The following is a 25,908-nucleotide window of genomic DNA, read 5'->3' as shown; positions in this document are numbered from 1 at the left end:
ACGTACTATATTTCTTTTTTAACAAGCATAAAATAATCATTGTCCAGAGAGCGATATCCTTGATCGTACAAGAAATAGTAGGTATTTCCTGTTTTGGTTTGCAAGATATTGGTAAAGAAGTCGAAATCAAAGCCTTTGTTTATCATTTTTTCGCGAGTTGCTTTAGATTTTCCATCAATATTTAATTCGGACAAAATACGATAATTTTTTCGTAATTTGTTGTTTACATTGCGCATGAAATTGGTGCTATCCTTATTTATTTTATTATTGTAAGCATTTCGACAACTGTCAGAACAAAACTTTTTGTCCTCTCTGCCTACAATTTTTTCGGAGCATTCAAGGCATGTTTTCATGGTTCGATTTTTTTAATTTCGTATAAATCAGTTCTTCGATCTTTCAAAATTCGAACACTTCCATGTTCGTGCAACTGTTTTAGTAAATTTAAATCAACATCAACAATCAAAGTCATTTCTGTATTGGGTGTTGCCTCAGCTTTTATTCCATTACTCGGAAAAGCAAAATCTGATGGTGTAAACACAGATGCCTGTGCATATTGAATGTCCATGTTGTTGACCTTTGGTAAGTTACCTACACAACCGGCGATTGCGACATAACATTCGTTTTCGATGGCGCGGGCTTGCGAGCAATGTTTTACGCGAGTATATGCATTTTGAGTATCGGTTAAAAACGGAACAAATAATATATTCATTCCCTCGTTGGCCAAAATTCTCGAAAGCTCCGGAAACTCAACATCATAACAAATTAAGATTCCAATTTTGCCACAATCCGTATCAAAGGTTTTAAATTGAGATCCGCCTTTCATGCCCCAATGTTGTACTTCGTTTGGGGTCACGTGAATTTTAGTGTACATTTCTGAAGTTCCGTCTCTTTTGCATAAAAAGCCAACATTATACAAGTTATTGTTCTCTAAATAAGGCATGCTCCCGGTAATAATATTGATGTTGTAGGAGATGGCAAATTCCTGAAAACGTTTTCTGATAGGGTCAGAATATCGGGCAAGTTCACGAATGGCTTCTGCCTCAGACAAATGATTGTAATCTGCCATTAAAGGCGCAATAAAAAGTTCCGGAAATAAGGCAAAATCACTTCCGTAACCGGAAACGACATCGATAAAAAACTCTGCCTGCTCAAAAAATTCTTCAAGATTGTTTAATTGGCGCATTTGCCATTGCACTAATCCTAAACGAATAACGCTTTTTTCGAGATTAATAAGTTTTGGACTTTCGTCGTAATACACATTATTCCATTCCAGAAGAACAGCAAATTCCTTTGATTCTTCATCGCCCTCCAGATAGTTTTTGATGATTCGCAACACGTGAAAATCATTGCTTAATTGAAACGACAGTACAGGATCATGTAATTCTTTGTGTTTTACTTTGTCAATATACGTTTTTGGAGTGAGTTTTTTAGAATGTTGGTTGTAGTTGGGAATCCTTCCTGCAAAAACAATGGCTTTTAGGTTTAATTGTTCGCATAATTCTTTTCTCGCGTCATATAAACGTCGCCCTAAACGCAAGCCGCGATAGTTAGGGTGGATAAAAACGTCTATACCGTACAAAATTTCCCCGTTTTTATTGTGAGTCGAGAAGGTATAATCGCCAAGAATCTGTTTATAATTGTGTCTTTTGTCTACCAGTTTCTCGTCGACAATCAAGGACAATGCAGATCCTACAACGATGCCGTCAACTAATATAACCAGTTGACCTTCAGGAAAAATCGAAAGTAGTCTTTTAATATCAGCTGCTCTCCAGTACGAATTGGCCATTTCAGGATACGATTCGACCATTGAGTTTTTTAATTGCTGATAATCGTCAAACTCTAAGTTTCTTAATTCAACTTTATTAATTTTTGTCTGCATATTGTAAGATTTATGCTAAATATACAAAAAAACATTTCCATTTACAAACGCTTACAAATAGTTACAACCGAAAGTAAATAGTTTGCAACCGAATAAGTGTTGAAGCGGGTCGCATCTTTGCCTTGTTGAATTTGATAAACGAATTCTTTTATACGAACATTTAAAAATTATAAGCCATGAATGCAATGAAAAACAGAGTACAATTAATAGGGAACGTTGGAAACGATCCGGAAATTAAAACATTAGAAAACGGAAGAAAGCTTGCTCACTTAACGATCGCAACCAATGACAAATACACCAACGACAAAGGCGAAAAGGTCGAGCAAACAGAGTGGCACCGTGTTACAGCTTGGGGTAAAACAGCCGATATTATCGAAAAATATGTGGTAAAAGGCAAGGAGATTGCCATAGAAGGAAAACTTACACACAGAAGTTATGACGATAAAAACGGAGAAAAGAAATATGTGACCGAAGTTGTGGTCAATGAGATTTTGTTGCTCAGTAAATAAAGCTTAACAATATTTGAGATTCAAACCCGACAGGCTTTATACCTGTCGGGTTTTGTTTTTATAGAACCGAACCGCCATTTATATCTGTTGAAAGTATTTCGCTCATATAATCAAAAAAAGGTCGCATGTTTTGGCATGTTTCTAAAGCTTTTTCTAAAAAAAGCGGACTTAATACTTCTTCATCCGTAAAACGTTTGATGATCAAAAACTGTTTGTAACGCAGTAAATCAATGGCCTTATGATTTACATCGTAACCTTTTGGTGCGGTTTTGAGCTGTTCGCCCTGCAAAGTGCCAAACGTGCTTACAAAAGCTTTTGACTTCAATATTTTTTGCATGGTTTCAGAATCATGTGCAAATTCGCTTCTTATGCGTTTTAAATCTGCGGCATTTGGTCCCCAAAAACCCCCTGCAAAAAAACTGTTTCCTTTTTCGAGATGAAAATAGTAACCACCGCGTCTTTGATTGGTTGCTCTGGTAAAACTGCCTCCCCAAAAGGTTTTAAAAGGAGTTTTGTCGTTAGAAAAACGAATGTCACGATAAATTCGGTATACACTTTTTTTGCCGGATGATGTTTCCAGGACATCCGTTTTAGAAAGTTCTTCAAGCAAAGCACCCGCAAAGGTTTCAATATGATTTAGTTCTTTTAAGTAATTTGGCTTATTGGCTTCAAACCAGGGTTTGTTATTGTTTTCTTTAAGCTTAAGCAAAAAATCAAGACTGGATTTGGGTATGATAATGTTGTTTTTCATAAGTAAGTTTTGAGTCTCTTTAAAATCAAAAGACAAGTGTGGTTTAAACTAAAAACCCACCAAAAAGTTTGGTGGGTTTTGTATATGTGTGTTAAGCAGTTTTTTTGAATAAATCAAACATAGGACATCGTGAGCAGCGTTTCTTTTCACTTTTTTTATATTTCTCACAGCAAGAAGATTTGCAGTTTTCCAACTTTTTAATCTTGTCAAGGATAGCTTCTTTCTTCTTTTTCTTTTTATCCTTTTTTTTGTCCTTATCTTTTTCTTTCTTGCTCAATTTTCCTCCGTATTTAAAAACAGAAGCAAATATAAAAGAAAATAGTTATTTTTATATATTCTAAATAAACTTTAACTTTTTTTATTTTGGGTTGATAGCAATAGAGCTTGTCACTGTTAATTGCTGGATATCACGGTCGAACAAGTAAAGTCCGCCTTTATCATCTCCAATTAAGTTAATTTTGTCCAGGATAGATTTTGCTGTTGCTTCTTCCTCGATTTGTTCTGCTACATACCATTGTAAGAAATTATGTGTTGCATAATCTTTTTCAGAAAAAGTAATGTGTACCAGTTCATTGATAGACTCTGAAACAAAAATCTCATGGTTATAAAGTGCTTCAAACATTTCTTTAAAAGTAGAATAAGATGTTTTTGGCGCTTTTAGATCTGTAATTTGTGCGTGGCCTCCGCGTTCGTTTATATACTTTACCAGTTTAAGCATGTGTGCACGCTCTTCGTCTGATTGTGTGTACATAAATTGTGCGATTCCTTCTAATCCGTGAACTTCTGCCCAGCAAGCCATAGAAAGGTATGTTTGAGAAGATTCGGCTTCTATGCGAATTTGCTTATTTAAAGCGGTTTCAATATTTTTCGATAACATAATGTTGACTTTTTTGTAAAGTTAGAAAAAATATTTCAAAACGCTTTTTTCAAATTAACAAACAGGAGCCATTTGGATTAATTCTCAATAAATTTAAGGTTTGTCTACAGGAAACGATTTCGAGAAAATAGCTTTGTTTATAATAGGATTTAAAGGTTCTTCGGGGGCAAAACCGTCTGTAAATTTGCGCATAATATATTGTTTTGTACCACTGTCAAAATATCCCAGAATATAGAAATCCCTGAATTTTAAGATATTTGGGAATGTTGCTTTTTTATTCTGATTTAAAAAGTAGTTAATGTTATCAAGGGCAAGGGGCTGCTGTATGCGTTTAAAGAATTCATTATTGCGATCTAATGTGCTTTCAAAAAACACACTCTCAGAATGAAAAGTTTGTGTATAATCAAAAGAGAATAACTCATCATTTACAGTATAATACATTCTTTCAGGTCTTGGGACTCCGCCCAAAGTTACCATCGTAGTTTGACCGCTTTTAAAAACAGATAAGCCTATATCTAAGTATGAAAGACGTTGTAAGAACTTACTTGTTTTTTTTATTTCCCGCGTTCTTTCCGTTTCTCCCTGCATTAACAAAGGAGAGCTTTTGAAACGGATGGTGTCATTTTTTGTGACTTTAAAGCTTTTTAGGATTTCTCCCGAATTATAATTTTTTACATCAAATATAAGTTCGTCCTGAGTAGCATTGATCTGGTATATTTTGTCCTGATATAAAAAAGAGTTACTTGATTTTCTTGGGCTTTGAGTTTCAGATTGATCAAAGTTTTTTTCGATCAAATCATGATTTTCAAGATTCATATCAAAGACCTGTGTTTTTTTGGGATTATAGTCCAATGACAAAACAATGTGATTGTCTAACATATATACTTTACTTCTTTGTGCACTTTTGTACAAAGGATTGTAGTCGTCTGATTCTATTTTTTCGATTGGGTTTTCTTTGATAATATCATTGAAAGTTAAGAACTGTGTCTTGCGATTTTGAAATGTAAAGCCCGCAAAATCAAATGCTTTTTCTTCTACAACTCCATTTTTAAAAATATAAGCAATTAATATGGGCTGCACTTTATCTTTGGTCAGGATGTAGAATAAATTGTTTTTTTGAAATGTTGTAATGACAGACTGGCTCAAAGCAGGAAATTTAAAACTTAGCATTTTATAGGTTTTGTCTTCCAGGTAATATTTAGCCACTATAATACTTTTATAATCTTCTGTTGCCCAGTATAAAGTTGGGTTTTCGTCTTCGCTAAAACTGTATCCAATGATCGAATAACCTTCGAGATTGGCACGCGCAACGGTAAGTTCGCTTTTTAGGAACAAAGCGCTGTTGTATTTTAAGACTGTAACGTTTTCTGTGTTTGTTGCAAATACAAAAACATCGTTTGTTATTGTGTTTTCGACATTGAGAACTTGATTTGCCTGATCATATTTTTTTAAATCCAAGGGATAGGAGTTCAATACCGTTTGCCCCAGAAGTACTGATTTATAAAGGAGAAGAAAGAAAATTAATAATTTTTTCATGTGTTTTTATCGACAATAATCATTCCAAATTTATCTCTTTATTTTATAGATCACTGTTGATGAATTTATAAAAGAAACTCATTTTTGTGCTTAAAGTACACAGTTGTTTTTATCAGCATAAATTAAAATTATTGCCAATATGGTTTCAGGATCTGGATTAAAGGTATAAAAAAAGTCCTAAAGAATATTTTCTTTAGGACCTGATTTTTGATTATGACAAAAGATTAGTTCACTTTAAAAGTAACTCTTCTTGCTAATCTTCTCGCTTCTTCTGAATCTTTTTGGATAGAGGTGTCTGCTCCGTTTGCAACAACATTTAATCTTGAAGATGCAATACCTGCTTTTTCGAAAATGGTTTTAACATTGTTCGCTCTTGCATCTGATAGTTTCTCGTTGTACTCTGAACTGCCAACCTGATCTGCATAACCAATAATATTGATTGAAGCCGAAGGGTTTTTTCTTAAATACGTTAAAACAACATCAATTGCAGCAGTAGAATTTTCGATAGGAGTCGATTTATTAAAGTCAAAATATACGCTATAGTATTTGTCATTGATCATGTCTTTAATAATATCTCTGTCGCTAACTACCGGAGCACTAACTGTTTTCTCGATAATTACTTGTTTTTCTGGTGTTTTTTTAACCAAAGCTTCAAGTTCTGCTATTTTGTTTTCTAATGGCGAAGCATCAAATTCTTGTGAGATAACAACCCAGTCAGCATGTTTAGTGTTTTTACCTAAGTAATAGTTTAACCCTACAGTTCCGTTGAACATAACTCCTGACAGACCTCTTGAATTGGTACGACCCGCTCCGTCAAAAGTGGCATCCTGAAAAGCATTTACAATTGTAGTAACATCGCCTGTTAAAGCAAAACGGTCAGATAATCTAATTTGACCTGTAATACCTGCAATAAAGTTACCCATTCTGTCTTTTACATGTAAGTCTTTGTTCTCTAATTGAGCAACTCCAACACCAGCATGACCCAAAAGACCAATAGTTCTGGTCCATGTTTCAAAATTCATGATTCGTCCTAAGTTGGCCACACCTTGCAGATCAACTCTGTAATATTTAGAATCAAAATCAAGAGAATTTCCATGATCCGTGAAGCTGTTATATCCAAAGTCAGCTTTAAGACCAAATTTGTTGTTCATCATGTACCTTACACCCAGATCAGCAGTAAACGGGCTAATTTTTGCGGTATAATAATCACCTGCCATTGGGCGTTGCGGTTTATTAAAACCACCATCTAACTCGATCGACCATTTGTTATAGTCATTCCGTGTGTTTTTTTCTGCTTCTGTTTGCGCCTGTAGGTTTGTTAAACCCAGTGATAGCGCTAGAATAGTTACAATTTTTTTCATTGTTATTTTGAGATTTAAATTCTCGTCAAACAAACAATTTATTGTAAGAATTGTCTACCCATTAAAAGTTATAAACACAACAGAATAAGGTTAAATCTATTCTAGCCATTCATTAAATCCTGAAAATAATCTACAAATTGTCCCAAATGCAAACCATCCATCAAGCCATGATGCACATGTACTGACATGGCAATGGTTTTTTTGCCGCTTGCCGAAGTGATCATTTTTCCAAAAGAAATTTTAGGACAACTGTCCGGAAAGGTGTAACTGCGGGCATGAGAAAGCGAGGTAAAATTTAACCACGGAATTGCCGAAAAATGAATCAGGTTATCATCGTCGAATGTTCTTGTAAAAAGTCCGGATGTGGTTTGAATGCGTTCTATCTCGGTCAGGGCATTTTGTTCGAAGATTTTAAAATCCGGATTATATGCTATAAATGAAAACCCAAAAGTACCGTCCTCCCGACCAATTGTTGCCGATGCATCGATGCGATCGTTGATATAGATTTTGTCATTATCGATTCTGTATCTAAAATTTTCGATTGTATTTACGGCAACCAGTGTTTTGTGCAAGTAGTAAATAAAGAAGGAAGCTTTAAGGCTTTTTGCCGTTTGATAGGCTTTGGTACAATCTATTTCGACGGTTGCACCAAAAAAAGGCTCTTCCATTTTACTAAAATGCTCGAAATGTTCTTTTCTATTCCAGTTTTCTAAATCTAAAAGTGTTTTCATTATGATAAGTTCTCAACTACTTGAGTAATTTTTTCGAATGAACTAAAATGTTCATGTTCTACTTTGTGACTAATTTTTTCGTGCTCCCAAGTGGTATGAAACGGAATATGAACAGCGTAACCTCCAATGCCCAAAACCGGCAAAACATCTGATTTTAAGGAATTCCCGATCATTAAAAACTCATGCGGCTGAATGTCCAGACGACCCAATAGTTTTTCATAATCTATTTCTTGTTTGTCTGACATTACCTCAATATGATGAAAATAATGGCCCAGACCAGAACGGTGCAATTTACTGTGCTGGTCTTTTAGGTCGCCTTTTGTGGCAACGACCAATTTGTATTTTCCGTGCAAAGATTTTAGGGTTTCTTCGACGCCATCCAGAAGTTCGATTGGTTTTTCGAGTAATTCTTTTCCGTACTGAATGATTTTTGATATAGCCTCAATCGGGATTGTATGGTTCGAGATGTTCATCGCAGCTTCGATCATCGACAAGATATAACCTTTGATCCCGTAACCGTACAACGGCAAATTCTCGATTTCGATCTTGAATAATTCCTGCGAAATCCCCTGATGCGAAAGGTAATCTTCCATCAAAGCACAAAATTTATGCTCCGTTTCTTCAAAGTAGGGTTCGTTGACAAACAAAGTATCATCGGCATCAAATGCGATTACTTTTAAATTTGGTATTTTGTTTTTATGTAACATAGAAAAATTATTTCAAGTTTGTTTTGTTTTAGGTTTTTTGCCACGAATTACACAAATAATCGCGATTTTTTTTGCCACAGATTCAGATGATTTCAAAGATTTTTAAATATCTGCTTTATCTGCGAGAGAACTTTTTCGCCACGAATTACACGAATGGTCACTAATTTTTTTGCCACAGATTCAAATGATTACAAAGATTTTTAAATATCTGCTTTATCTGCTTTATCTGCGAGAGAACTTTTTCGCCACGAATTACACGAATTGTACTAATCTTTTCGCAACAGATTCAGATGATTATAAAGATTTTCAAAAACAATCTGCTTTATCTGCCAAATCTGTGAGAAACTTTTTTCGCCACGAATTACACGAATGGTCACTAATTTTTTTTGCCACAGATTATGTAATTACAAAGAATTAAAAAGAATCTGCTTAATCTGCCAAATCTGCGAGAGAACTTTTTAGCCACAGATTAAAAAGATTAAAAGGATTTTTTTAAATCTGCTTAAATCTGCTTTATCTGCGTGAAACTTTTTTCGCAATAAATTAAAAGCAATCTGCGTAAACCCGTTCAATCAGTAAAAATCCGCGTGCCAATTCTCAATGCTAATTCTTAGAAAACAATCCCTTAAAAGAAATAGCTTTATCGTAAAATGTAATTCTGATTCCGAATAGCAAAATGATTCCGCCCAAAACCATTTGTAAAGTTATTTGTTCTTCCAAAAACAACCAAGCTAATATAGAAGTAATTACTGCCTGACTCAATAAACTTAACGAAACCCTTGTGGCGCGCATGTGTTGTGTAGCATAACTTATAGAAAGCCACGCACACAATTGACAAATTACGGCTTGCAAAACCAACACAAACCAACCTGTGTCTGAGAATCCCGTAAAAGGCTGATCTAAGCAATAACAAAGTATTCCTAAGTAAATACTCGAAGCAAATAAACTAATGGTCATAAACGATAAAACATCAACTTGTGAAAGGACATTTTTGCTCACCAAAAGATAAATCGAATATAAAATTCCGGATAGCACGGCAAAAAGAAATGCCTGATTAAAATTTAACTCCAGAAAAAAGCTAAAGCCAACCAAAGTAATCATCCCAAATAACGAAACCACAGTCCCAATCCAGAAATTGGTGGCGGGTTTTGATTTCAAAAAAAAGAAAGAACCAATTCCAACCCAAACCGGAGATAAATTTGTTAATAATGAAGCCTGCGTTGCACTCGAATCCTGAATCGCAATATTCCAAACCGCAACATCAGATGAAAATAAAACACCGCAAAGTACTGCCAATAGTACGAATTTTGTCTTTGGGAGTTTAAAATTTTTGGTAAGTACTACATAAGGCAATAACAAGATTACAGCAAAAAACATGCGATAAAATGCCGAGATTAATCCCGGGGCTAATTTTAGTTTTACCAGTATAGGGAAAATCGAAATACAGAGTATTCCGCAGATTAAGGCTAATCTTGGTTTGGTGATTTTCATATTATTTTAGTTATGCTTTTGAAACCACTCATTTGAAAGCTCCAGTTTTTATAAGGAAACTTATATTTTACGATAGTTATTATTCAGAAAAGCTAAAAATTTGATATTTTTTATTTTTATACGTTTTCCAGCTTAATAGAATTATGCTACAGCAATCTAAAAAGGAATTATAAGAAGACAAAAATTCCCGAATTTTAGCTCGGGAATTTTGGTAAATTATTTAATCGTTAAACTTTCTAATAATGTATTCTTTGGTTTTGTTGTCGTAATACCCCAGATAATAATCCTTTATTTTGAATAAGATTTGTGATGATACATCATTGTTTTTATCAAAAAAGGTTCTAATCTTATCAAATGCCAGAGGTTGCAAATCGCCTTTGATATGATTGCCATCTTTATCAAAAACACCATCGATTTTGACCACTTTTCTATTTGCATACGAATTGAAGTTGTTCATGGTAGGATTAAAAAATATCTCTCCCATTATTGCACCTATAAAGCCAAACTGACCCATTACGGCTTGTCCTCCCGATTGCTGTGGCCCGGAAATCCCTCCAATCGTTGCCAAGGTATTTTCGCCAATAGGATAGCAGGAAATACCAGTGTTCAAATTGTTTATTTTGCGAAGAAACTGCGAACTGGTTTCCAGGGTTCTGTTTCCGCCAAAATCACCACCTTGCTGAGAAATTTCAGAATTTTTAAAATCAATTGTAGTGTCAGACGTTGTTGTGTATTCCTTTATTACTGTACCATCAAGATTTCTTATGGTAAAATAAAACTCGTCTGATGAGGTTTTGATCTGATAAAGCTTATTGTCGATGAAAAAAGAATTTGAGCTAATACTTATTTGAAATCCCGAACTGCTCAATTTTGAAATAGACGTAGATTTTATAATTTTTTCTATAGCAGTAAATTTCTCCAGATCAATTAAAATAACCTGAGTAAAATCTACATTGAGGTCAATCGTTATGACAAGTTGTTTTTTGTCAAAATAACATTTTCTTCTTTTTGCGGCATCGTTTAACGATGTTGGATTATTAACATTAATAGCCGGTAAGGAGAAAGGAGGTTCAAAGGCAAGTAAATTTTGCTCTAAAACACCATATAAATCTGATTTGATATAATTTAATTTAAAGAAATGAAATCCGTCTAGCGAAATTACTTTGGTTGTATAATCGCCATTTTTATCAAAAATATGAAGATTTAGATTGTTGCTTTTTTTGGTAACAGTTAAAATATAGAAATTATCGTTCTCACTAAATTGTTGTAATACTTTTTCGTTTTTTAATACTAAAGGATATTGTTTGGTGACTACTTTTCGGGAACTAAAATCGAATAACTGACCAAAAATAGCATCATAATCACCAGAAGACCAAAAAAGTCTAGTGCTGTTGTTGCTAATATTATAACCAATCATGTTTTTGTAGACTTTAGGATCTGGTCTTTCTGTAGAAATACTATCTGTAACCTGCATTTTTTCGTTAAGCTCAAGAGCTTTTACTTTTATCTTGTCACTAACAAATACCGTAACTTTTTTAGTTGCATCATTTACGGTTTGAAAAACGTCTCGGTTCTTTTTTAATTCCAAAGGAGTAGAACTTACAATTTCTTGCGAAAAAGAGTATAAAGTATTTAAAAATAGAAATGTCAGAAATAATTTTTTTAGCATCATATACAAACTTAGTGTGATTTAATTTTTGGCGAAGATCTTATTTTTTTCTTGGACAAAAAAGAAAATGCAGGATGTTTGATTTAGTAATACCAATCAAGAGTCAAAATGTGCCGTCAGGCACTAAATGTTGGTAGAAAATTTAGGTTCAAAATTCGTTGGCGTGCCGTAGGTACGCAACAAAACGTTCTGTATTGCGTACCTACGGCACGCAATTTCATTTCCACCTCATGTTTTTTACCAACATTTAGTACCTGGCGGCACTTATGGTTTCTATCAATAGTTGGTGCCTGGCGGCACAACTTATAGACTTTTGATCCTTGATTGGCATTTGCAATAAAAATTTAGGACTAAACTTGTTTTTGTGTGGTATTATGCGCTAAGCGCTTTCTGGTAAGCTTTCTTGATCTCCATGTCAGAAAAAGGTTCAAGTGCTTTTGCAAGAGTTTTTACGGTTCGAATGCAATTAATCATTTTAACCCGGAGATCCAGATAATCTCCTACTTCGCTTGCCAGAATAGCGTCAAAAATTTCGGACATGTCGTCTGGTTGTTTCCTAACTTCGACTTCAAACCAAATGTCTGAGAGAAATTTTGCCATTGCAATCATTACATCTGGCTCTACTGTTTTTTCATTTTCTTTTTGCATACCGAAAAAATATAAACGCACGAAACCCCCGCTTTAGATGTGCAAAAATACCCGTAAGGATAGGTTTCCCATTGTTTCCTCAGGGACATCATGGCGAGGGATTCGCTTATGTTAATTTTAAAAGTTTCAAGGATTGCTCCTTACTGTATTTTTGCAAAGCAAACGTACGACTATAAAATTATTAAAGTGTCAAATAAGAAAGAAATTTCTTATTTTAACGTTTTGGTTTTTGAGATCTTTAATTAAGGTTTTTAGAAATCTCATATTTTAAGTTTAGCCAAAGAAGACCAAATTATTTCTTTTTTAGCCATTTTCTCATTTCTGAAATCACATCTTCATTTTTATGAAAATACCCATTTTCAATCTCTATTCGACTATTTGTAATTGCTGTCTCTTGATTGTTAGAAATTTCATAAAGTTCGTTTCCTGAAGAATCAGAAAGATTCTGAGATGCATTTATAAAATTCAAATCCATAATATTACTTGATGTAATCAAAATTATAATTATTTATCGAATGTCATCTAAATAAAGAAAGTTATCTGCCAGATATTTTAGGCTGATAACTTTCTCTTATTTATTATTTTATCGAAACAATTAGTTTATCGTTTCGCCATTTGGCGCATCAGTATCAGGATTTACGAATACTAATTTTTCTTCGGCGTTTGTGGTCATTAAGATCATTCCCTGACTTTCGACTCCGCGTAAAGCTCTTGGCGCTAAATTTGCCAAAACTGTAACACGTTTACCAATGATTTCTTCTGGCGAAAAACTTTCGGCAATTCCGGAAACTATGGTGCGAACATCAATTCCGGTATCAATTTTCAAGATCAGAAGTTTGTTGGCTTTTGGCATTTTTTCGGCCTCGATAATGGTTCCTACACGTAAATCCATTTTAGCGAAATCATCATATTGAATTAAATCTTTCTGTGGTTCCGGTTGTTTGTTTTCGGCAAGATTAGCCGTTTTTGTAGCTTCCAATTTATCTATTTGTTTTTGTATTTCTTCGTCTTCTATTTTTGCGAATAACAATTCGGCTTCACCAATTTGATGACCGTCAGGAATCAATTCCGATATTTCAGACACGTCATTCCATTTCAGTTTACCTTCATTTTTCAGGATTCCTGACAATTTAGCCGCAGTAAATGGCAAGAATGGTTCTGCCAAAATGCTCAATGCAGCAGCAATTTGCAAGGCAACATACATTTGAGTTTTTACACGCTCCGGATTGTCTTTCATCACTTTCCAAGGCTCTTCATCGGCAAGATATTTATTTCCTAAACGTGCCACATTCATCAATTCGCCAAGAGCTTCACGGAATCTGTAACGCTCAACCGAACTTGCAATCACGGCAGGATACGCTTTTAATTCTGCCAAAGCAGCTTCGTCAACCTCAGACAGTTCATTAGGAGTTGGAACAAATCCGTCGTAATATTTATTGGTTAAAACCACCACACGATTAATGAAATTACCAAAAATTGCCACTAATTCATTGTTATTTCTCGCCTGAAAATCTTTCCAGGTAAAATCATTATCCTTAGTTTCCGGTGCGTTTGATGTCAATGCATAACGCAAAACATCTTGTTTCTCCGGAAATTCTTCCAGATATTCGTGCAACCAAACTGCCCAGTTTTTCGAAGTCGAAAGTTTGTTTCCTTCCAGATTCAAAAACTCATTTGCAGGAACATTGTCCGGCAAAATATAGCTTCCTTCGGCTTTAAGCATCGCTGGAAAAATAATACAGTGAAAAACAATATTGTCTTTCCCAATAAAATGAACCAACTTCGTGTCTTCATCTTTCCAATATGGTTCCCAGTCTTTTCCTTCGCGCAAAGCCCATTCTTTGGTAGATGAAATGTACCCGATAGGCGCATCAAACCAAACATATAATTTTTTTCCTTCGGCACCTTCAACCGGAACATCAATTCCCCAATCCAGGTCACGCGTTACCGCACGAGGTTCCAATCCGCCATCGACCCAAGATTTTACTTGTCCGTAAACATTAGGTTTCCAGTCGTTTTTATGTCCAACAAGAATCCATTCTGTCAAAAATTCAGTATAACGGTCAAGAGGTAAAAACCAGTGTTTTGTAGCTTTCAAAATGGGAGTTTCTCCCGTAATTGTCGATTTTGGGTTTATTAAATCCGTAGCGTTCAAAGTCGATCCGCAATTTTCGCACTGATCGCCATAAGCTCCTTCATTGCCACATTTAGGGCAGGTTCCAACCACAAAACGATCTGCAAGAAACTGATTTGCTTTTGCATCGTACAATTGCTCCGTTACTTCTTCAATAAAATCGCCTTTATCATACAACGTTCTAAAGAATTCCGAAGCCGTATCATGATGAATTTTTGCCGAAGTTCTGGAATAATTATCAAACGAAATCCCGAAATCAGCAAATGATTTTCTGATAATTCCGTCATATTTATCAATAACTTCTTGTGGTGTAATTCCTTCTTTTTTGGCTTTCATCGAAATCGCAACCCCGTGTTCATCGCTTCCGCAAATAAACGCAACGTCTCTTCCTTGCAAACGTAAATATCTCGAATAAATATCCGCAGGCACGTAAACCCCCGCCAAATGCCCAATATGTATAGGTCCGTTGGTATAAGGCAATGCCGCCGTAATAGTATATCTCTTTGGATTTTGTATCATAACTCAATTTTATTGAGTGCAAAAATAAGCAATAGAATTGAGATTTTGTTATTCCGTGGAGTTTCGCAAAGAAAAAGCACTGAGTTTTTGTTTTAAAGAATGTGAATTAATCTCGCAAAGGCGCAGAGTCTCAAAGTTTTTTCTCATTGTTTGTCATTGCGAGGAACGAAGCAATCAAACTAGAAACTCGACAAAGATTTGATTTTTCTTAGTAGTTTTTTCAGGAGCTAATCCCGCTATCCGTTACAATCTTTTGTGTCCGCCGCGGCGGACACAAAAGGATTTCCACTTCTATCGGGGCTAAAAAACACCAATTTTGTCATTTCGATTCTGAAACCTCGGGATCGAAATGACAATATCGCACATTTTTCAACGGATTAAAATCCGTTGCTACAAAATAAATCGTTCCTCCGGAACTTTGAAGAGAGCCTTCGGTTCGTGACATATTGTAGCAACGGATTTTAATCCGTTGAAAATGAAATACGACCACAAACAAAAGTCCCGTAGGGGCGACACATATAATTTTAAAACTTTGCGCCTCCGCGACTTTGCGAGATTATTTCAACACAATCTATAAAACTTTTGCGCCTCTGCGCGATTATTTTAATCCATAAAATAGAACCAGTTTAAACTAGCATCCCGATTAAAATCTTCAAAATATATTTTGCAACCTTTGCCTTCAAAAAACAAAAACAAGTTATGAGCAAGACAAAATTAATCATCAATAAAAACGGATCTATCAAGATCGAAGGCGATTTTGAAATCATGGATTCTGAGGGAACCGTTTACGGACTGCAAGGAAGAGCCGCTTTAGGACTTTGCCGTTGCGGATTATCTGCAAACAAGCCTTTTTGCGATGGAGGACACCGTAATAATTTCGAACACGATTCTATCGCATTCGATTTGCCACCAATGAAAACCAACTAAAAAACCTCGTTTTTTGGTTATACTATAAAAGCTGCATTTATGATGCAGCTTTTTTTTATGCTCTATTTTTAGAATAATTTCTGCATAATAATAAGTTATTTCCTTAAAAAACTATATTATATTTACCAAAATTTTCAAAAACCAAAAGAATGAAAAAACTCACTATCCTATTCTTATTTTTAACCTTTGTTGGGGCTCAGGCTCAAACACAAAAGACGGTTTCGAGCGATTGGACCGCTTTCAATCAAACTATTGCGATCCAGACTTCGGTCAAGAAAAAATTTAAAGTCATTGCGTCTGTAAAAGTAGAAGCTTCAGATCCTAAAGCCTGGGCAGGAGTTTGGGCAAGAGTAGATACTAAAAATGACGAAGATGGTTTTTTTGATAATATGAGAGACAGACCCGTAAAAATAAACGAGTGGAAATCGTATACCGTAGAAGGTACGCTTGATAATAACAGCAAATCATTAAGTTTTGGTGGTTTGTGCCTTAATAACGGTAAATTTTATTTTGATAAATTCGAATTGCTGATCGAAAATGAAAAAGGTGTTTTTGAACCCATTACGATTTTGAATTCAGGATTTGAAACCCCTTTAAAAAACGGGGATATTGCAAAATGGGATTTCGGAATTTCAAAAGATGCGATTGTAAAAGTAAAAGAGTATAAAATTACTTTAGACAAATCGAGTGCCGACGGCAAAACCAGTTTATTACTCGAAGGAACCGGTATTAAACCAAGACTGGAAGCAAAGATTGGAAATGTTGATGGCGCTTCGCCAAAAATTGGCGATATGATCTCGATGCTCGAAGATCTGAAAGACCGTGTCGAAAGAACGGTGAAGAACATGAACCAATACGAAATTGATTATTTGCATGATGCCGAAGCAAATAGAATTGGCGCATTGGTAATGCACCTGGCTGCTGCCGAAAAATACTATCAGGTTTTTACTTTCGAAAACAGAGAATTTAACGAAGAAGAAAAGAAAAAGTGGAATGCTGCTTTAAACTTAGATCAAGGCGGGCGAGATGAGTTTAAGGGACATGATGTACAATATTATTTGGATATTTATAATGAGGTAAGAGCCAAAACTATTGAGGAATTAAAGAAAAGGGATGATGCCTGGTTTGCAGAAGTGCAACAAAGATACGATTGGACGAATCAATATTGCTGGTTTCACGTTATGGAGCATCAGTCGAGCCATTTGGGACAGATTTTGTTTTTAAAGAAACGTATTCCGCCACAGCAAAAACAGACATTACCACAAGAAATTAAGAAATAGAACATAAAAAAAGCTGCATCATGCAGCTTTTTTTTATAGATATAGTTCCCCTTTCATTGTTATAACGGCAGAACCACCCACGAGGATATCGTTGTCTCTGTACATAACCTCAATTAGCGAAGGCTGGTTTAGTTTTACGCCTTGCAGGATTTTATATTCGGTATTGGGTTTTGTGTATTTTTTTTGGGTCAGAAAACCAATTAAGGGTCCGGCGGCGGTTCCGGTAGCTGCATCTTCGTCAATCCCTATAAGCGGATTAAAGAATCGGGCTTCGACTCTGTTTTCATGATTTTCATCAAAAATCGTAAAACAATAAAACCCTTCGAACTTGTATTCTTTCGAAATCTCGATGAGCCTTTTGTTATCCGGGATCGAATCGTGCAGGAATCGTCTGTTTTTTATAGGGACCATAATATGTGCAACTTCGGTTTGTACTACAGTGGGCAGCAATTCGCCAACCGTGAGGTCGTCGATCGCCAGACCAAGTGCTTTGGCAATGGTCGAAGCAGGAACTTCCCGGATAACCACAGCGGGTTTTTGATGCATTTGTACCACCGGATATTCTGTAACCGGATCAAAACTCACCGTTAGTTGTATAGGGCTGTCTTTCATAATTACAAAACGATTGGTCGGGTTTTGCTCCTCAAATACGGGGATTTTTTTGAGTAATGCAGCACAAACTGCCCCTAATAAATTATGCCCTGCGCCATCGACTTCAAAACCTGTAGGCGTAAAAGAGCGAACATGGAGCGCTTTTTGTGCCACAGAATAATAAACAAACGAAGTCTCAGAATAACCAAATTCCTTTGCGATATTTTGATATGTTTCTAATTCCAGATTGCCAGCTGTAAAAACAACAGACAACGGATTTCCTTTGTAACTTTTATTAGAGAATACATCCAAAACGTAGTATTCTAATGCGGTTCTGTCTTTCATTATTATAGTTGTTTTTTTCACCATATAAGTGAAGTAAGTTCATAAAAAGTGACCTGTTGGGCATTATCATTAAGTTAAGAGGTTTTACATTGAAGATTAACGATTTCTGATTTGGGGTTACTAAATACTAATATCACCTGTTTTCCGGGTTCCAAAAATCTGAAATCAAAGATCGTTACTCAAAAATCAGTAATCATTTTATCTGTTTTTTCTTTACTTAATATCATTGCCCGTTGGATGTTATTAATTTTAACACATAGAAACATAGCTTTTGAACCTTTAAAAAAAGGCGTTTCACTTATTTAAAATGCACATAGCCTGACTGACGAAGTAATTACACCCAACGGGTTAAAAGCTACTTTTTCTTCTGTATTTTAAATCAAGTTCAAAGATTCAATAGGTTAAAAAAAATCTGCTCGATCTGCAAAATCTGCGAGAAAAAACAGCTAACAAACAGACCTATAACTTTCGTTTGCTTAATTTTTCCGATACAATAAAGTTACTGTTTGTTTTTTGATCTGGGTTACTTAAATCAAGTTCAAAGATTCAATAGGTTAAAAAAAATCTGTTTGATCTGCAAAATCTGCGAGAAAAAATAGCCAACAAATTGACCTATAATTTACGTTTGCTTCATTTTTTCGATAGAATAAAGTTACTGTTTGTTCTTAGATCAACGTTACAATCAATCGTTTTTCTTTTACAACATTCGTTTTTGTTCAGCACTAAACTTTATTGCTTTTTCCAATCTTGCAATTCTTGTTTTTTCTTGTTTGGCGCTCATAATTACGTGAATTATTACCTTTTTATACGATGGTGCCTGATTGTTGAAATATTCCCAAGCTATTTTATTAGCTTTAAATTGCTTTTCGAGTTCAGGATCAAGAATATACGCTTCATTTTCATGCGAGTAAATTTTAGATCTTTCTTCAGACCTGAATTCGAAAGCTTTTATTCCGGCTTCTTTCATCAATCCGGCTTTTGTAAGTACTTCGATTTTTTTAATGTTGATCGCGCTCCAAATACTGGATTTCTTTCTTGGCGTAAATCGTATCGAATAACTTTCTTCGTCTATAGATCTTCGAACGCCATCGATCCAGCCAAAACAAAGCGCCTGATCTACAGATTCTGACCACGACATTGATGGTTTTTTACTACTCACTTTATAGAAACCTACCAAAAGTTCGGTTTCTTTCTGGTAATGTTTTTCTAACCATTCTCTAAATTGTTCTTGGGTTGCGAAGAAGGTTGGGGTCATTTTGGGTTAAGTTAGTATGTTGAGTGAAGATATAAAAAAACTTATTCTATGTGTTAAAATAATTTCGTCCCTATTTACAAAAGACACTCGGACGAATCAAGGGTTGAAAATCTGCAATTTGTGCCGTTAGGCACTAAATGTTGGTAGAAAAACGGGAATAGGAATTTCTAACTATAATCGCTACCAATATTTAGTGCTAACGGCACATTTCAGCGCTTAATTCTTATAAATAATCATTTTTGTTAATAGTTCTTTATCTTTGTAAACGTAATGAAAGAAAAGTAAATCATGGCAAAAGGACCCGAAAAAAACACCAAAAATAAGGCTTTGCATACCAAATTGCTCAATAAGAAAAAGGCTAAAATTCAAGCCGAAAAAAAAGAACATGCATTGCGGTTGAAAGCTCTGGTTACAAAAATGAATGAGCAAAAGAAGAGTAGTGACGAATCTGATAGTGTATAACTTGTATCTCTGTATTCATTAAGTTCTTTGTGGTAAATTTCTTTGCAGGTACGGATTACAAATTCGCGCTATTGGGCTTCATCTTTACTTCAAATTAATTTTTACATAAGAATCTAAGTAATAATTGGTTGAATTGCTATCACTCACTATAGTCTTTATTTTTGAAAGGGTGTTGTGTTTGTAATAGTATAGTCTTCTATAAGAAAATATGGAGTCAAAATGTTCTATTTCTACATTGATTTGTTTAAACTTATTTCTTTTGTTTTTTATTATTTGACCTGAAGTTATGATTGAACCAGTAGCCATATATTGGATATCAAGAGATTCAGGTCCGATAAAAGGACAGTCTCTGTAATAAAATTTATTATTGTTGCTTTTACAAGAGCCACACATTTTATTCATGACATGTTCTATATCTTCATCGTTTTGCGAAAGGGATTCTATAGGGTAAACATATATATGATTTATCCCATGTTTGGAATATTTAATGCGTTCGGTACCAATATATACATTTCCGTCCTCAATTCTTATTCTATGTTCATTGTCATAACTAAAAGTGGTAATTAACAAATCGTCATTTATTCTGGTAAATGTGATAGAATCACTTTTTTCATCATTACCGAAGACCCTCGCAAATTCTTGATCGTTTTTATGAAAATAATGACGTGTTTGAACCATATTATCAATTGAGTGAATAATTAAATAATCTTTAGTGGTGACTTTACAAGAGGTTACAAAAATTATAATAATAGAAATAAAACTGATTTTTATAATCTGAATTTTGTTTTTGAGTTTTTTACCTCTTTGTTCACTGAATATCACGTCGTAATTAGACAGGATCAATCCTCTGGAAATTTTGTTAAACCAATCCATTTTGCTGTTTTTTATTTTACATTAGAGTAAATATAAAGTCTAGATTGTTTTAAGATAGGCCTACATACGTCATTAAACCATTAAAATAGGGTAGATTCTAAAAAAAATGCAGCAAATAACCAATCCATCATGAGACAAAACGCAAAAAAAAATAGTTATGTTCTTATTGTTATTTCGCCGAAATTTGCAACACAATCTCAAAACAAAAACAAAATGGAGAAATTTGGTAGAATAATAGTTTCTGAAACGGCAATGAATAGTGAAAATCTTCAGGATGTGATTCACTCCAATATTTCGGTAATCAATTTAATGCGTGAAGAAGGGGTCGATGACGAATTTATTCATGAAGATGCTTTAATGAGTTACTATCTCGATTATTACTATTCGCAATATGCCGAGGGTAATTTTGCTCAGTTTGTCTATAAATCCGGTTGGAATAAAGAATTAAACGAACTAATAGAAGAAGGTCTGGCGCTAATTGGTGCCGAAAAACATCTTGAATTGTTTCAGCAACAAAGTAAAAAGGTGAAATTAATGAGCAGCGTAAAGCTGAATAAATTTGTAAGCGGAAAATTGGAAGGTGTAAACCCAACTCGTGATTTGCTAAACAATGATACTTTTTTTGAATTGGAAGAAAATCTGGTGACGCTAAATGCTGATTTCTTAAAAAATCATCCAGACTTCGAAGTGTTATCTGTAGATGATATGTTTGCTACTTTAGAGGAATATGTGGGGCATGAGATAAAGAGAGCTTAGTTTTTTTTTGAAGGTTCAAAGATTCAGAGGGGTATAGGTTCAAAGGTTTTTTACCGCAAAGTTCGCTAAGGTTTTTCGCAAAGATTCGCAAAGTTCTTTTAGAAAGAGCCTTCGGCTCGATTTATATTGTAGGGATGGATTTTAATCCATCCTAAGGTTTTTCGTAAAGAATCACAAAGTTTTTTTGATTGAATATCTTGGAATTCTCGCGCAAAGACGCAGAGGCGCTAAGTTTTGTTTTCTTTGCGACTCTGCGTCTTTGCGCGATTAATATATTTTCACAGGATTAATTTCAAACTTTTTTAAAGAAAACTTGGCGAATCTTTGTGAAGCGTTCAAGTAACTTTCTGAAATAACTTTATTAATTTAGCCCTTAATGATTTAGTGCTTATAAAAGTCAAAAAATGAGATACAGATACTGCCAGATATTGTTTTTTCTTTTTCTTCAAATAGGATTTTCTCAGAACAAAATAAACCTTTTTTCAGAAATTAATTATAGTTCGATTCCATCAGTTTCATTAAGCGATTACAAGTCAGTTCAGGATCGCGACAAAAAGTTTCAGAACCCTAATATTGCTTTAGGAATTGGCATTTCGGGCGGAGGTTCGAGGGCACAATTTTTTAGTATGGGCGTACTTTTAGGGCTGGAGGAAATTCAGGAAGACAATTCGCAGCGTAATTTTTTGAACGAAATCGACTATTTCTCTGCCGTTTCCGGAGGATGTTTCTCTGCTGGATATTATCTCACCATTCTTAAAAACAAACTGTTTTACGACAATTGTTCCTTCAACGAGTTTTATTTCTCTAAAGCCGATGCTTTCAAAGATTATGTCGATAAATCGGCCAATATATTGTCGCTGCTCAATAACAGCCGAAACGAAAAAGGGGACAAAATATCGATGACGCAACGAATCGATTCGGATATTTTGCAATACGACGCTACAGATCCCGGCAACATCAATAAGTTTAACTCTCAAATGATGTTGTCGGATTTTTTTGTTCCCAAAGACAGTAAGACAACTCCGTCTTTGCCTATGTTTGTGGCAAACGGAACGGCTTTTAATAATGGCGAGCGCATCCCTTTTATGCCACATATTATTAGGGGATTAAATCTTAATTCGTCTTTGGCTCCCAATAAAGCTTCGATTGCCCTGAACGAAAATGAAGTTAACGATGGTTACAATTTTCCGCTTACGTATGCCATCACGGCGAGTTCTGCTTTTCCGGGTGTATTGCCAAAAGTGAAATTTGGCGTAAAAAATCAGGAGAAAATATTGTGTATTGTCGATGGTGGCGCATCAGACAATATGGGGTATAAAACGCTGGTCGAATTGCTTCACGATGATACTAGGGTAAATGATAAAAACAAAAAAGCACTTTTTATAGATTGTCTGGGGCAGGGAAAAAAAACGCCTTATATAAATGATGCCAAAATAAGATTGATTTCGTTGTTTGAAACCGCTTCGTTATATACCGTTCAAACACGATATATGACTTTTGATAAGGATATCGAAAACACTTTTGAGCGTTACAAAATACCGGTTTCAAATTATCAGATTATTGGTTTCACGACGATTCGCGATTATTTGATCCGGATGCAAAAAAATCAGAATTACGAAGATTTGGTTCTCGAGCTAAAAAACACCAATGACGAATCGAGCAGTTGGGTCAAATTGTTTGTTAGTTTTAAACTGGATCTAATAGATAAGTTTGGAGAAGATTCCTTCAAAAAAGATAAAGACGGCGAGGTAATCGTTGCAACTTTAGACAAAGATAAATTTAAGGACCTGTCTGCCAGACAAGTTTTAATGTTGTACGAATATGCCTCCCATGTCGAAACTAAGCTTAGGATTACACCCGAAGAAAGAGAAGTTTTGTTGCTTTCCGGACGCTTTGCAGCCTATTTAAAAACCAGTGAATTAAAGGATTTATTGGTAGAACATAAGTAATTTTGTCCCAAAACTAATTTCATCTTTAATCCTTACAATTTTGACAAACCCCGTTAACTTGTATAAAAAAATACTGTTTGCCTTATTGTTGGTGCCTGTTTTTGTATCCGGTCAGACAAAAAGTGATGCTGCAACAGATAATGTTTCCCGATATTTTTATGAAAATCATACTGTGTCTGTAGAGGTTTGGTACGGACCGGATAAAAAGCCGGACAGTACCAAAACCTATTATCCCAACGGAAAACTGAACGAGATTTTCTTTTATGACGATAAAGGAATCAAAGACTCCAATGGTTTTCAGTACAATAGTAACGGCGAAAAGCTCGTAACCTGGAATTTCTCGCACGGAAAATTAGTAAGCAGGACAGATCACAAATTGCCTTTTGGCAAAGACAGAGAAGAAGCAGTCAAAAAAGCCCTGAAACTATTAACAGAAATCAATACAAAAACCAACTACAATCCCACCAAGGTCAATGATTTATTCAATCGTGGCGTTTTAAGTATTACGCTGGGCAACACGACTCTGGCTCTTGAAGATTTAAAAAAGGTAGAATATTCTGTAGATATAGACCCAAAAAATAAAAACATTGCAACGGCAGATTCTTTAACCAAAAAGAAAGATGCTTTCAGGAGCAAGCTCTATGATCGACTAGCCAGTATTTATGCCTCGCTCGAAATGGACAATTTTGCTTGTAATTATTTTTTTAAAGCTGTAAAAAATGCTCCTGATGATCTGCACATTATATTCAACTTTGCCGCAGTACTGCAAAACCGAAAAGCGTATGATCTGGCTGCTTTTTATTTAGAAAAAATTATAACCGCAAAACCGGATCATGCTTCTGCAAGATTTGCACTTGCCAAGTTGTATAGTGACACAGGCGAATATCAAAAAGCGATGGAGAATGTTGAGGTCGCTTTTCAATTAGAAAAGGCGATCATAGAAAGAAATGCGGTCTATGGTGGCAGAGATTTAAGAACAACCCGTGGTTTGCTATATCATAAGTTAGGAGCATCAGACAAAGGAATCGCGGATTTGAAAGAAGCATTGAAAATGGATAAAAACAATTCGTATGCGATGAAAAATCTCGGAATTATTTACCTCGATCAGCACAAATACAAAAAAGCATGCGAGCTGTTTCAAAAAGCTAAAGAACTCGATTATACGTTAGTTTATGAAGAGACAGATTTATCAGGATTATTAGAAAGTGCCTGCAATAAAACGGACCCCGAAATTGTAGCCCAAAAAAAGCCTTTTGTTTTTCCAAATCCTGTTGCTACGATTGTCTCGATTGCCAATTTTGATACCAATTTTGATTATGAGTTTTTCGATTTCGAACAAAAAAGCGTTTTAAAAGGGAAAAGTACCAATAGTAAAATCGATGTATCTACTTTACCATCCGGTTTTTATCTGCTAAAAATTGTTGCAGCAAATTCAACAGAAGTTTTTAGAGTAATTAAAGAATCATCAAAATAAAGCTCCGGTGAAGCATTATATTTATAGAAAATCAAATTCAGCAGAAATTTTCAGAGTAATTAAAGAATCATCAAAATAAAGCCCCATTGAAGCATCATATTTATAGAAAAAGCAAATTCGACAGAAATTTTTTAGAATAATCAAAATAAAGCTCCAGCGGAGCATCATATTTATAGAAAATTTTATTGATTTTGTGTTTAAGCTCCAGCGGAGCGAAATATCAATACGTCAAGGATTTTACCCCACAGGATTTCTGGATTCAATTAATTTTTATTGCTATAAATACAGACCACAATGAAGTTGTTGTTTTATTTAAAATTCCCGATGTAATCGCCCATCTTCCTTTTTGATCGCAAAATAACGATTACGTTATTCCGGGATCACTTGTTCAATTAATTCCAATCTTTTTACAATAGAATTTTTAAGCAATATAGTTCCGGGCGATAATACGGCATTTGCTCCAACTCTGGAATTGTCGCCAACCAGGGAACCAAATTTATCTGAGTTGGTCTCGATAATTTTATGATCATAAAGCACCGCTATTTTTTTTACCGCTCTTTCGTTATAATGATTTGCGGCAATCGAACCTGCTTCAAAATTGATGTTTCGGCCTACGATGCTGTTTCCAATATAATTAAAATGCGCAATTGCAGTATTAGAGCAAATAATGCTGCTTTTTATTTCGCAACCCGGACCAATTTTTACCGATTGATCTAAATAAACACCTTCTCTAAAATACGCATTTGCCCCAATATAACAGTTCTCACCAATGATTGCCGGTTTTTGTATCGTTACATTATTTTCTATAGTAGCTGTTTTATGAATCGCAATACCGTCCTGAATAGTATAATCGTCTCCCAGATTTAAAATCATTTTTTCGATTATGTTTTTAAGGTCGTTCGTAATATTCCAGGGTTCTGATGTAGAAAGAGTATTAAAGGTCTTTGAGAAATCTTCGATAAAATGATCAATTACTATCATGGTGTTTTTAATGGCAATTTACTGATTTTTTATTTTCGAAAAAGGGATTTTGCACGTTATTCCACAGAGATCCACGGAGATTTTAATGAAGCTTCACGAAGTAATATTTAAAATTTTTGTGCATCTCTGTGAATCCCGATAGCTATCGGGATCGTGTATCTTTGTGAAACCTCATTTACAGAAAAACCCCTAAATAACTTTAG

General features: G+C 34.9%; 26 protein-coding genes. 7 read left to right on the top strand and 19 right to left on the bottom strand.

Annotated features, from left to right (window positions below):
• Positions 1-5 precede the first annotated feature (5 nt).
• Together B0A64_RS12570 and B0A64_RS12565 are read right to left on the bottom strand one after the other, a co-directional pair.
• Positions 6-353, bottom strand: a complete 348-nt coding sequence (locus B0A64_RS12570) for a hypothetical protein (protein ID WP_089479867.1) — start codon at positions 351-353, stop codon at positions 6-8.
• Positions 350-1,879: a carbon-nitrogen hydrolase family protein gene (locus B0A64_RS12565; protein WP_089479866.1), complete on the bottom strand. Its 1,530-nt coding sequence runs from the start codon at positions 1,877-1,879 to the stop codon at positions 350-352. The genes B0A64_RS12570 and B0A64_RS12565 overlap by 4 nt, the downstream gene beginning before the upstream one ends.
• Before the next feature lie 176 nt (positions 1,880-2,055).
• Between B0A64_RS12565 and B0A64_RS12560 the strand changes: the two genes are divergently transcribed.
• On the top strand, positions 2,056-2,388 hold the full coding sequence (locus B0A64_RS12560; protein WP_089479865.1) for a single-stranded DNA-binding protein: 333 nt from the start codon (positions 2,056-2,058) through the stop codon (positions 2,386-2,388).
• Between the two features lie 58 nt (positions 2,389-2,446).
• Here B0A64_RS12560 and B0A64_RS12555 read toward each other — a convergent pair whose 3' ends face one another.
• The 13 genes from B0A64_RS12555 to B0A64_RS25720 form a co-directional block, all read right to left on the bottom strand.
• On the bottom strand, positions 2,447-3,139 hold the full coding sequence (locus tag B0A64_RS12555; protein WP_089479864.1) for a DUF2461 domain-containing protein: 693 nt from the start codon (positions 3,137-3,139) through the stop codon (positions 2,447-2,449).
• A gap of 91 nt (positions 3,140-3,230) precedes the next feature.
• The gene (locus B0A64_RS12550; protein ID WP_089479863.1) at positions 3,231-3,416 is read right to left on the bottom strand and encodes a hypothetical protein; all 186 of its coding nucleotides are present in this window, start codon (positions 3,414-3,416) and stop codon (positions 3,231-3,233) included.
• Positions 3,417-3,497: 81 nt separating this feature from the next.
• Positions 3,498-4,016 carry a ferritin gene (locus B0A64_RS12545; RefSeq protein ID WP_089479862.1) on the bottom strand — a complete coding sequence of 173 codons (519 nt, stop codon included), beginning with the start codon at positions 4,014-4,016 and terminating at the stop codon, positions 3,498-3,500.
• Between the two features lie 93 nt (positions 4,017-4,109).
• Entirely contained in the window at positions 4,110-5,552 is a 1,443-nt protein-coding gene (locus B0A64_RS12540; RefSeq protein WP_089479861.1) for a hypothetical protein, read from the bottom strand.
• Positions 5,553-5,776: 224 nt separating this feature from the next.
• Positions 5,777-6,913, bottom strand: a complete 1,137-nt coding sequence (locus B0A64_RS12535; protein ID WP_089479860.1) for an OmpA family protein — start codon at positions 6,911-6,913, stop codon at positions 5,777-5,779.
• Between the two features lie 101 nt (positions 6,914-7,014).
• On the bottom strand, positions 7,015-7,644 hold the full coding sequence (locus B0A64_RS12530; protein ID WP_089479859.1) for a chloramphenicol acetyltransferase: 630 nt from the start codon (positions 7,642-7,644) through the stop codon (positions 7,015-7,017).
• Entirely contained in the window at positions 7,644-8,351 is a 708-nt protein-coding gene (locus B0A64_RS12525) for an HAD family hydrolase (RefSeq protein WP_089479858.1), read from the bottom strand. The genes B0A64_RS12530 and B0A64_RS12525 overlap by 1 nt, the downstream gene beginning before the upstream one ends.
• A 603-nt stretch (positions 8,352-8,954) precedes the next feature.
• Positions 8,955-9,842 (bottom strand): DMT family transporter, encoded by an 888-nt coding sequence (locus tag B0A64_RS12515; RefSeq protein WP_089479856.1) that lies wholly within the window; start codon positions 9,840-9,842, stop codon positions 8,955-8,957.
• A 220-nt stretch (positions 9,843-10,062) separates the two neighbouring features.
• Positions 10,063-11,514, bottom strand: coding sequence for a hypothetical protein (locus tag B0A64_RS12510; RefSeq protein ID WP_089479855.1), 1,452 nt, complete (start codon positions 11,512-11,514; stop codon positions 10,063-10,065).
• Positions 11,515-11,883: 369 nt separating this feature from the next.
• A complete protein-coding gene (locus tag B0A64_RS12505) occupies positions 11,884-12,159 on the bottom strand; it encodes a hypothetical protein (protein WP_089479854.1) in 276 nt (91 codons plus the stop codon).
• A 292-nt stretch (positions 12,160-12,451) separates the two neighbouring features.
• A complete protein-coding gene (locus B0A64_RS12500; protein ID WP_123875916.1) occupies positions 12,452-12,655 on the bottom strand; it encodes a hypothetical protein in 204 nt (67 codons plus the stop codon).
• A 99-nt stretch (positions 12,656-12,754) separates the two neighbouring features.
• Complete coding sequence (metG, locus tag B0A64_RS12495; RefSeq protein ID WP_089479852.1) at positions 12,755-14,812, bottom strand: methionine--tRNA ligase; 2,058 nt, start codon at positions 14,810-14,812, stop codon at positions 12,755-12,757.
• Between the two features lie 319 nt (positions 14,813-15,131).
• Positions 15,132-15,257 (bottom strand): hypothetical protein, encoded by a 126-nt coding sequence (locus B0A64_RS25720; protein WP_262495538.1) that lies wholly within the window; start codon positions 15,255-15,257, stop codon positions 15,132-15,134.
• 254 nt (positions 15,258-15,511) lie between these two features.
• On the opposite strand from B0A64_RS25720, the gene B0A64_RS12490 reads away from it, so the two are divergent.
• Both B0A64_RS12490 and B0A64_RS12485 read left to right on the top strand, forming a co-directional pair.
• Complete coding sequence (locus B0A64_RS12490; RefSeq protein ID WP_056248078.1) at positions 15,512-15,739, top strand: CDGSH iron-sulfur domain-containing protein; 228 nt, start codon at positions 15,512-15,514, stop codon at positions 15,737-15,739.
• Positions 15,740-15,888: 149 nt separating this feature from the next.
• Positions 15,889-17,019, top strand: coding sequence for a DinB family protein (locus B0A64_RS12485; RefSeq protein ID WP_089479851.1), 1,131 nt, complete (start codon positions 15,889-15,891; stop codon positions 17,017-17,019).
• A gap of 33 nt (positions 17,020-17,052) precedes the next feature.
• Here B0A64_RS12485 and B0A64_RS12480 read toward each other — a convergent pair whose 3' ends face one another.
• Together B0A64_RS12480 and B0A64_RS12470 are read right to left on the bottom strand one after the other, a co-directional pair.
• Positions 17,053-17,955 carry a PhzF family phenazine biosynthesis protein gene (locus B0A64_RS12480; RefSeq protein WP_089479974.1) on the bottom strand — a complete coding sequence of 301 codons (903 nt, stop codon included), beginning with the start codon at positions 17,953-17,955 and terminating at the stop codon, positions 17,053-17,055.
• Positions 17,956-18,652: 697 nt separating this feature from the next.
• Positions 18,653-19,210 (bottom strand): YdeI/OmpD-associated family protein, encoded by a 558-nt coding sequence (locus B0A64_RS12470; protein ID WP_089479849.1) that lies wholly within the window; start codon positions 19,208-19,210, stop codon positions 18,653-18,655.
• Positions 19,211-19,498: 288 nt separating this feature from the next.
• Here B0A64_RS12470 and B0A64_RS25160 point away from each other — a divergent pair, with 288 nt between their 5' ends.
• Positions 19,499-19,672: a hypothetical protein gene (locus tag B0A64_RS25160; RefSeq protein ID WP_165769803.1), complete on the top strand. Its 174-nt coding sequence runs from the start codon at positions 19,499-19,501 to the stop codon at positions 19,670-19,672.
• A gap of 84 nt (positions 19,673-19,756) precedes the next feature.
• Here the strand turns inward: B0A64_RS25160 and B0A64_RS12465 are convergent, their stop codons facing one another.
• Positions 19,757-20,545, bottom strand: a complete 789-nt coding sequence (locus B0A64_RS12465; RefSeq protein WP_089479848.1) for a hypothetical protein — start codon at positions 20,543-20,545, stop codon at positions 19,757-19,759.
• Positions 20,546-20,758: 213 nt separating this feature from the next.
• On the opposite strand from B0A64_RS12465, the gene B0A64_RS12460 reads away from it, so the two are divergent.
• The 3 genes from B0A64_RS12460 (at position 20,759) to B0A64_RS12450 (ending at position 24,724) form a co-directional block, all read left to right on the top strand.
• Positions 20,759-21,301, top strand: coding sequence for a DMP19 family protein (locus tag B0A64_RS12460; RefSeq protein ID WP_089479973.1), 543 nt, complete (start codon positions 20,759-20,761; stop codon positions 21,299-21,301).
• A 404-nt stretch (positions 21,302-21,705) separates the two neighbouring features.
• Positions 21,706-23,250, top strand: coding sequence for a patatin-like phospholipase family protein (locus B0A64_RS12455; RefSeq protein ID WP_089479847.1), 1,545 nt, complete (start codon positions 21,706-21,708; stop codon positions 23,248-23,250).
• Positions 23,251-23,308: 58 nt separating this feature from the next.
• A complete protein-coding gene (locus B0A64_RS12450; RefSeq protein ID WP_244285402.1) occupies positions 23,309-24,724 on the top strand; it encodes a tetratricopeptide repeat protein in 1,416 nt (471 codons plus the stop codon).
• A gap of 369 nt (positions 24,725-25,093) precedes the next feature.
• On the opposite strand, the gene B0A64_RS12445 is transcribed toward B0A64_RS12450, so the two are convergent.
• Entirely contained in the window at positions 25,094-25,705 is a 612-nt protein-coding gene (locus B0A64_RS12445; RefSeq protein WP_089479845.1) for a DapH/DapD/GlmU-related protein, read from the bottom strand.
• Positions 25,706-25,908: the final 203 nt, after the last annotated feature.

The sequence above is a fragment of the Flavobacterium araucananum genome (genome assembly GCF_002222055.1).
Classification (GTDB): Bacteria; Bacteroidota; Bacteroidia; order Flavobacteriales; family Flavobacteriaceae; genus Flavobacterium; species Flavobacterium araucananum.
Note: the sequence above shows the minus strand (reverse complement) of the source record. Positions and strands in the feature narration are given on the sequence as shown.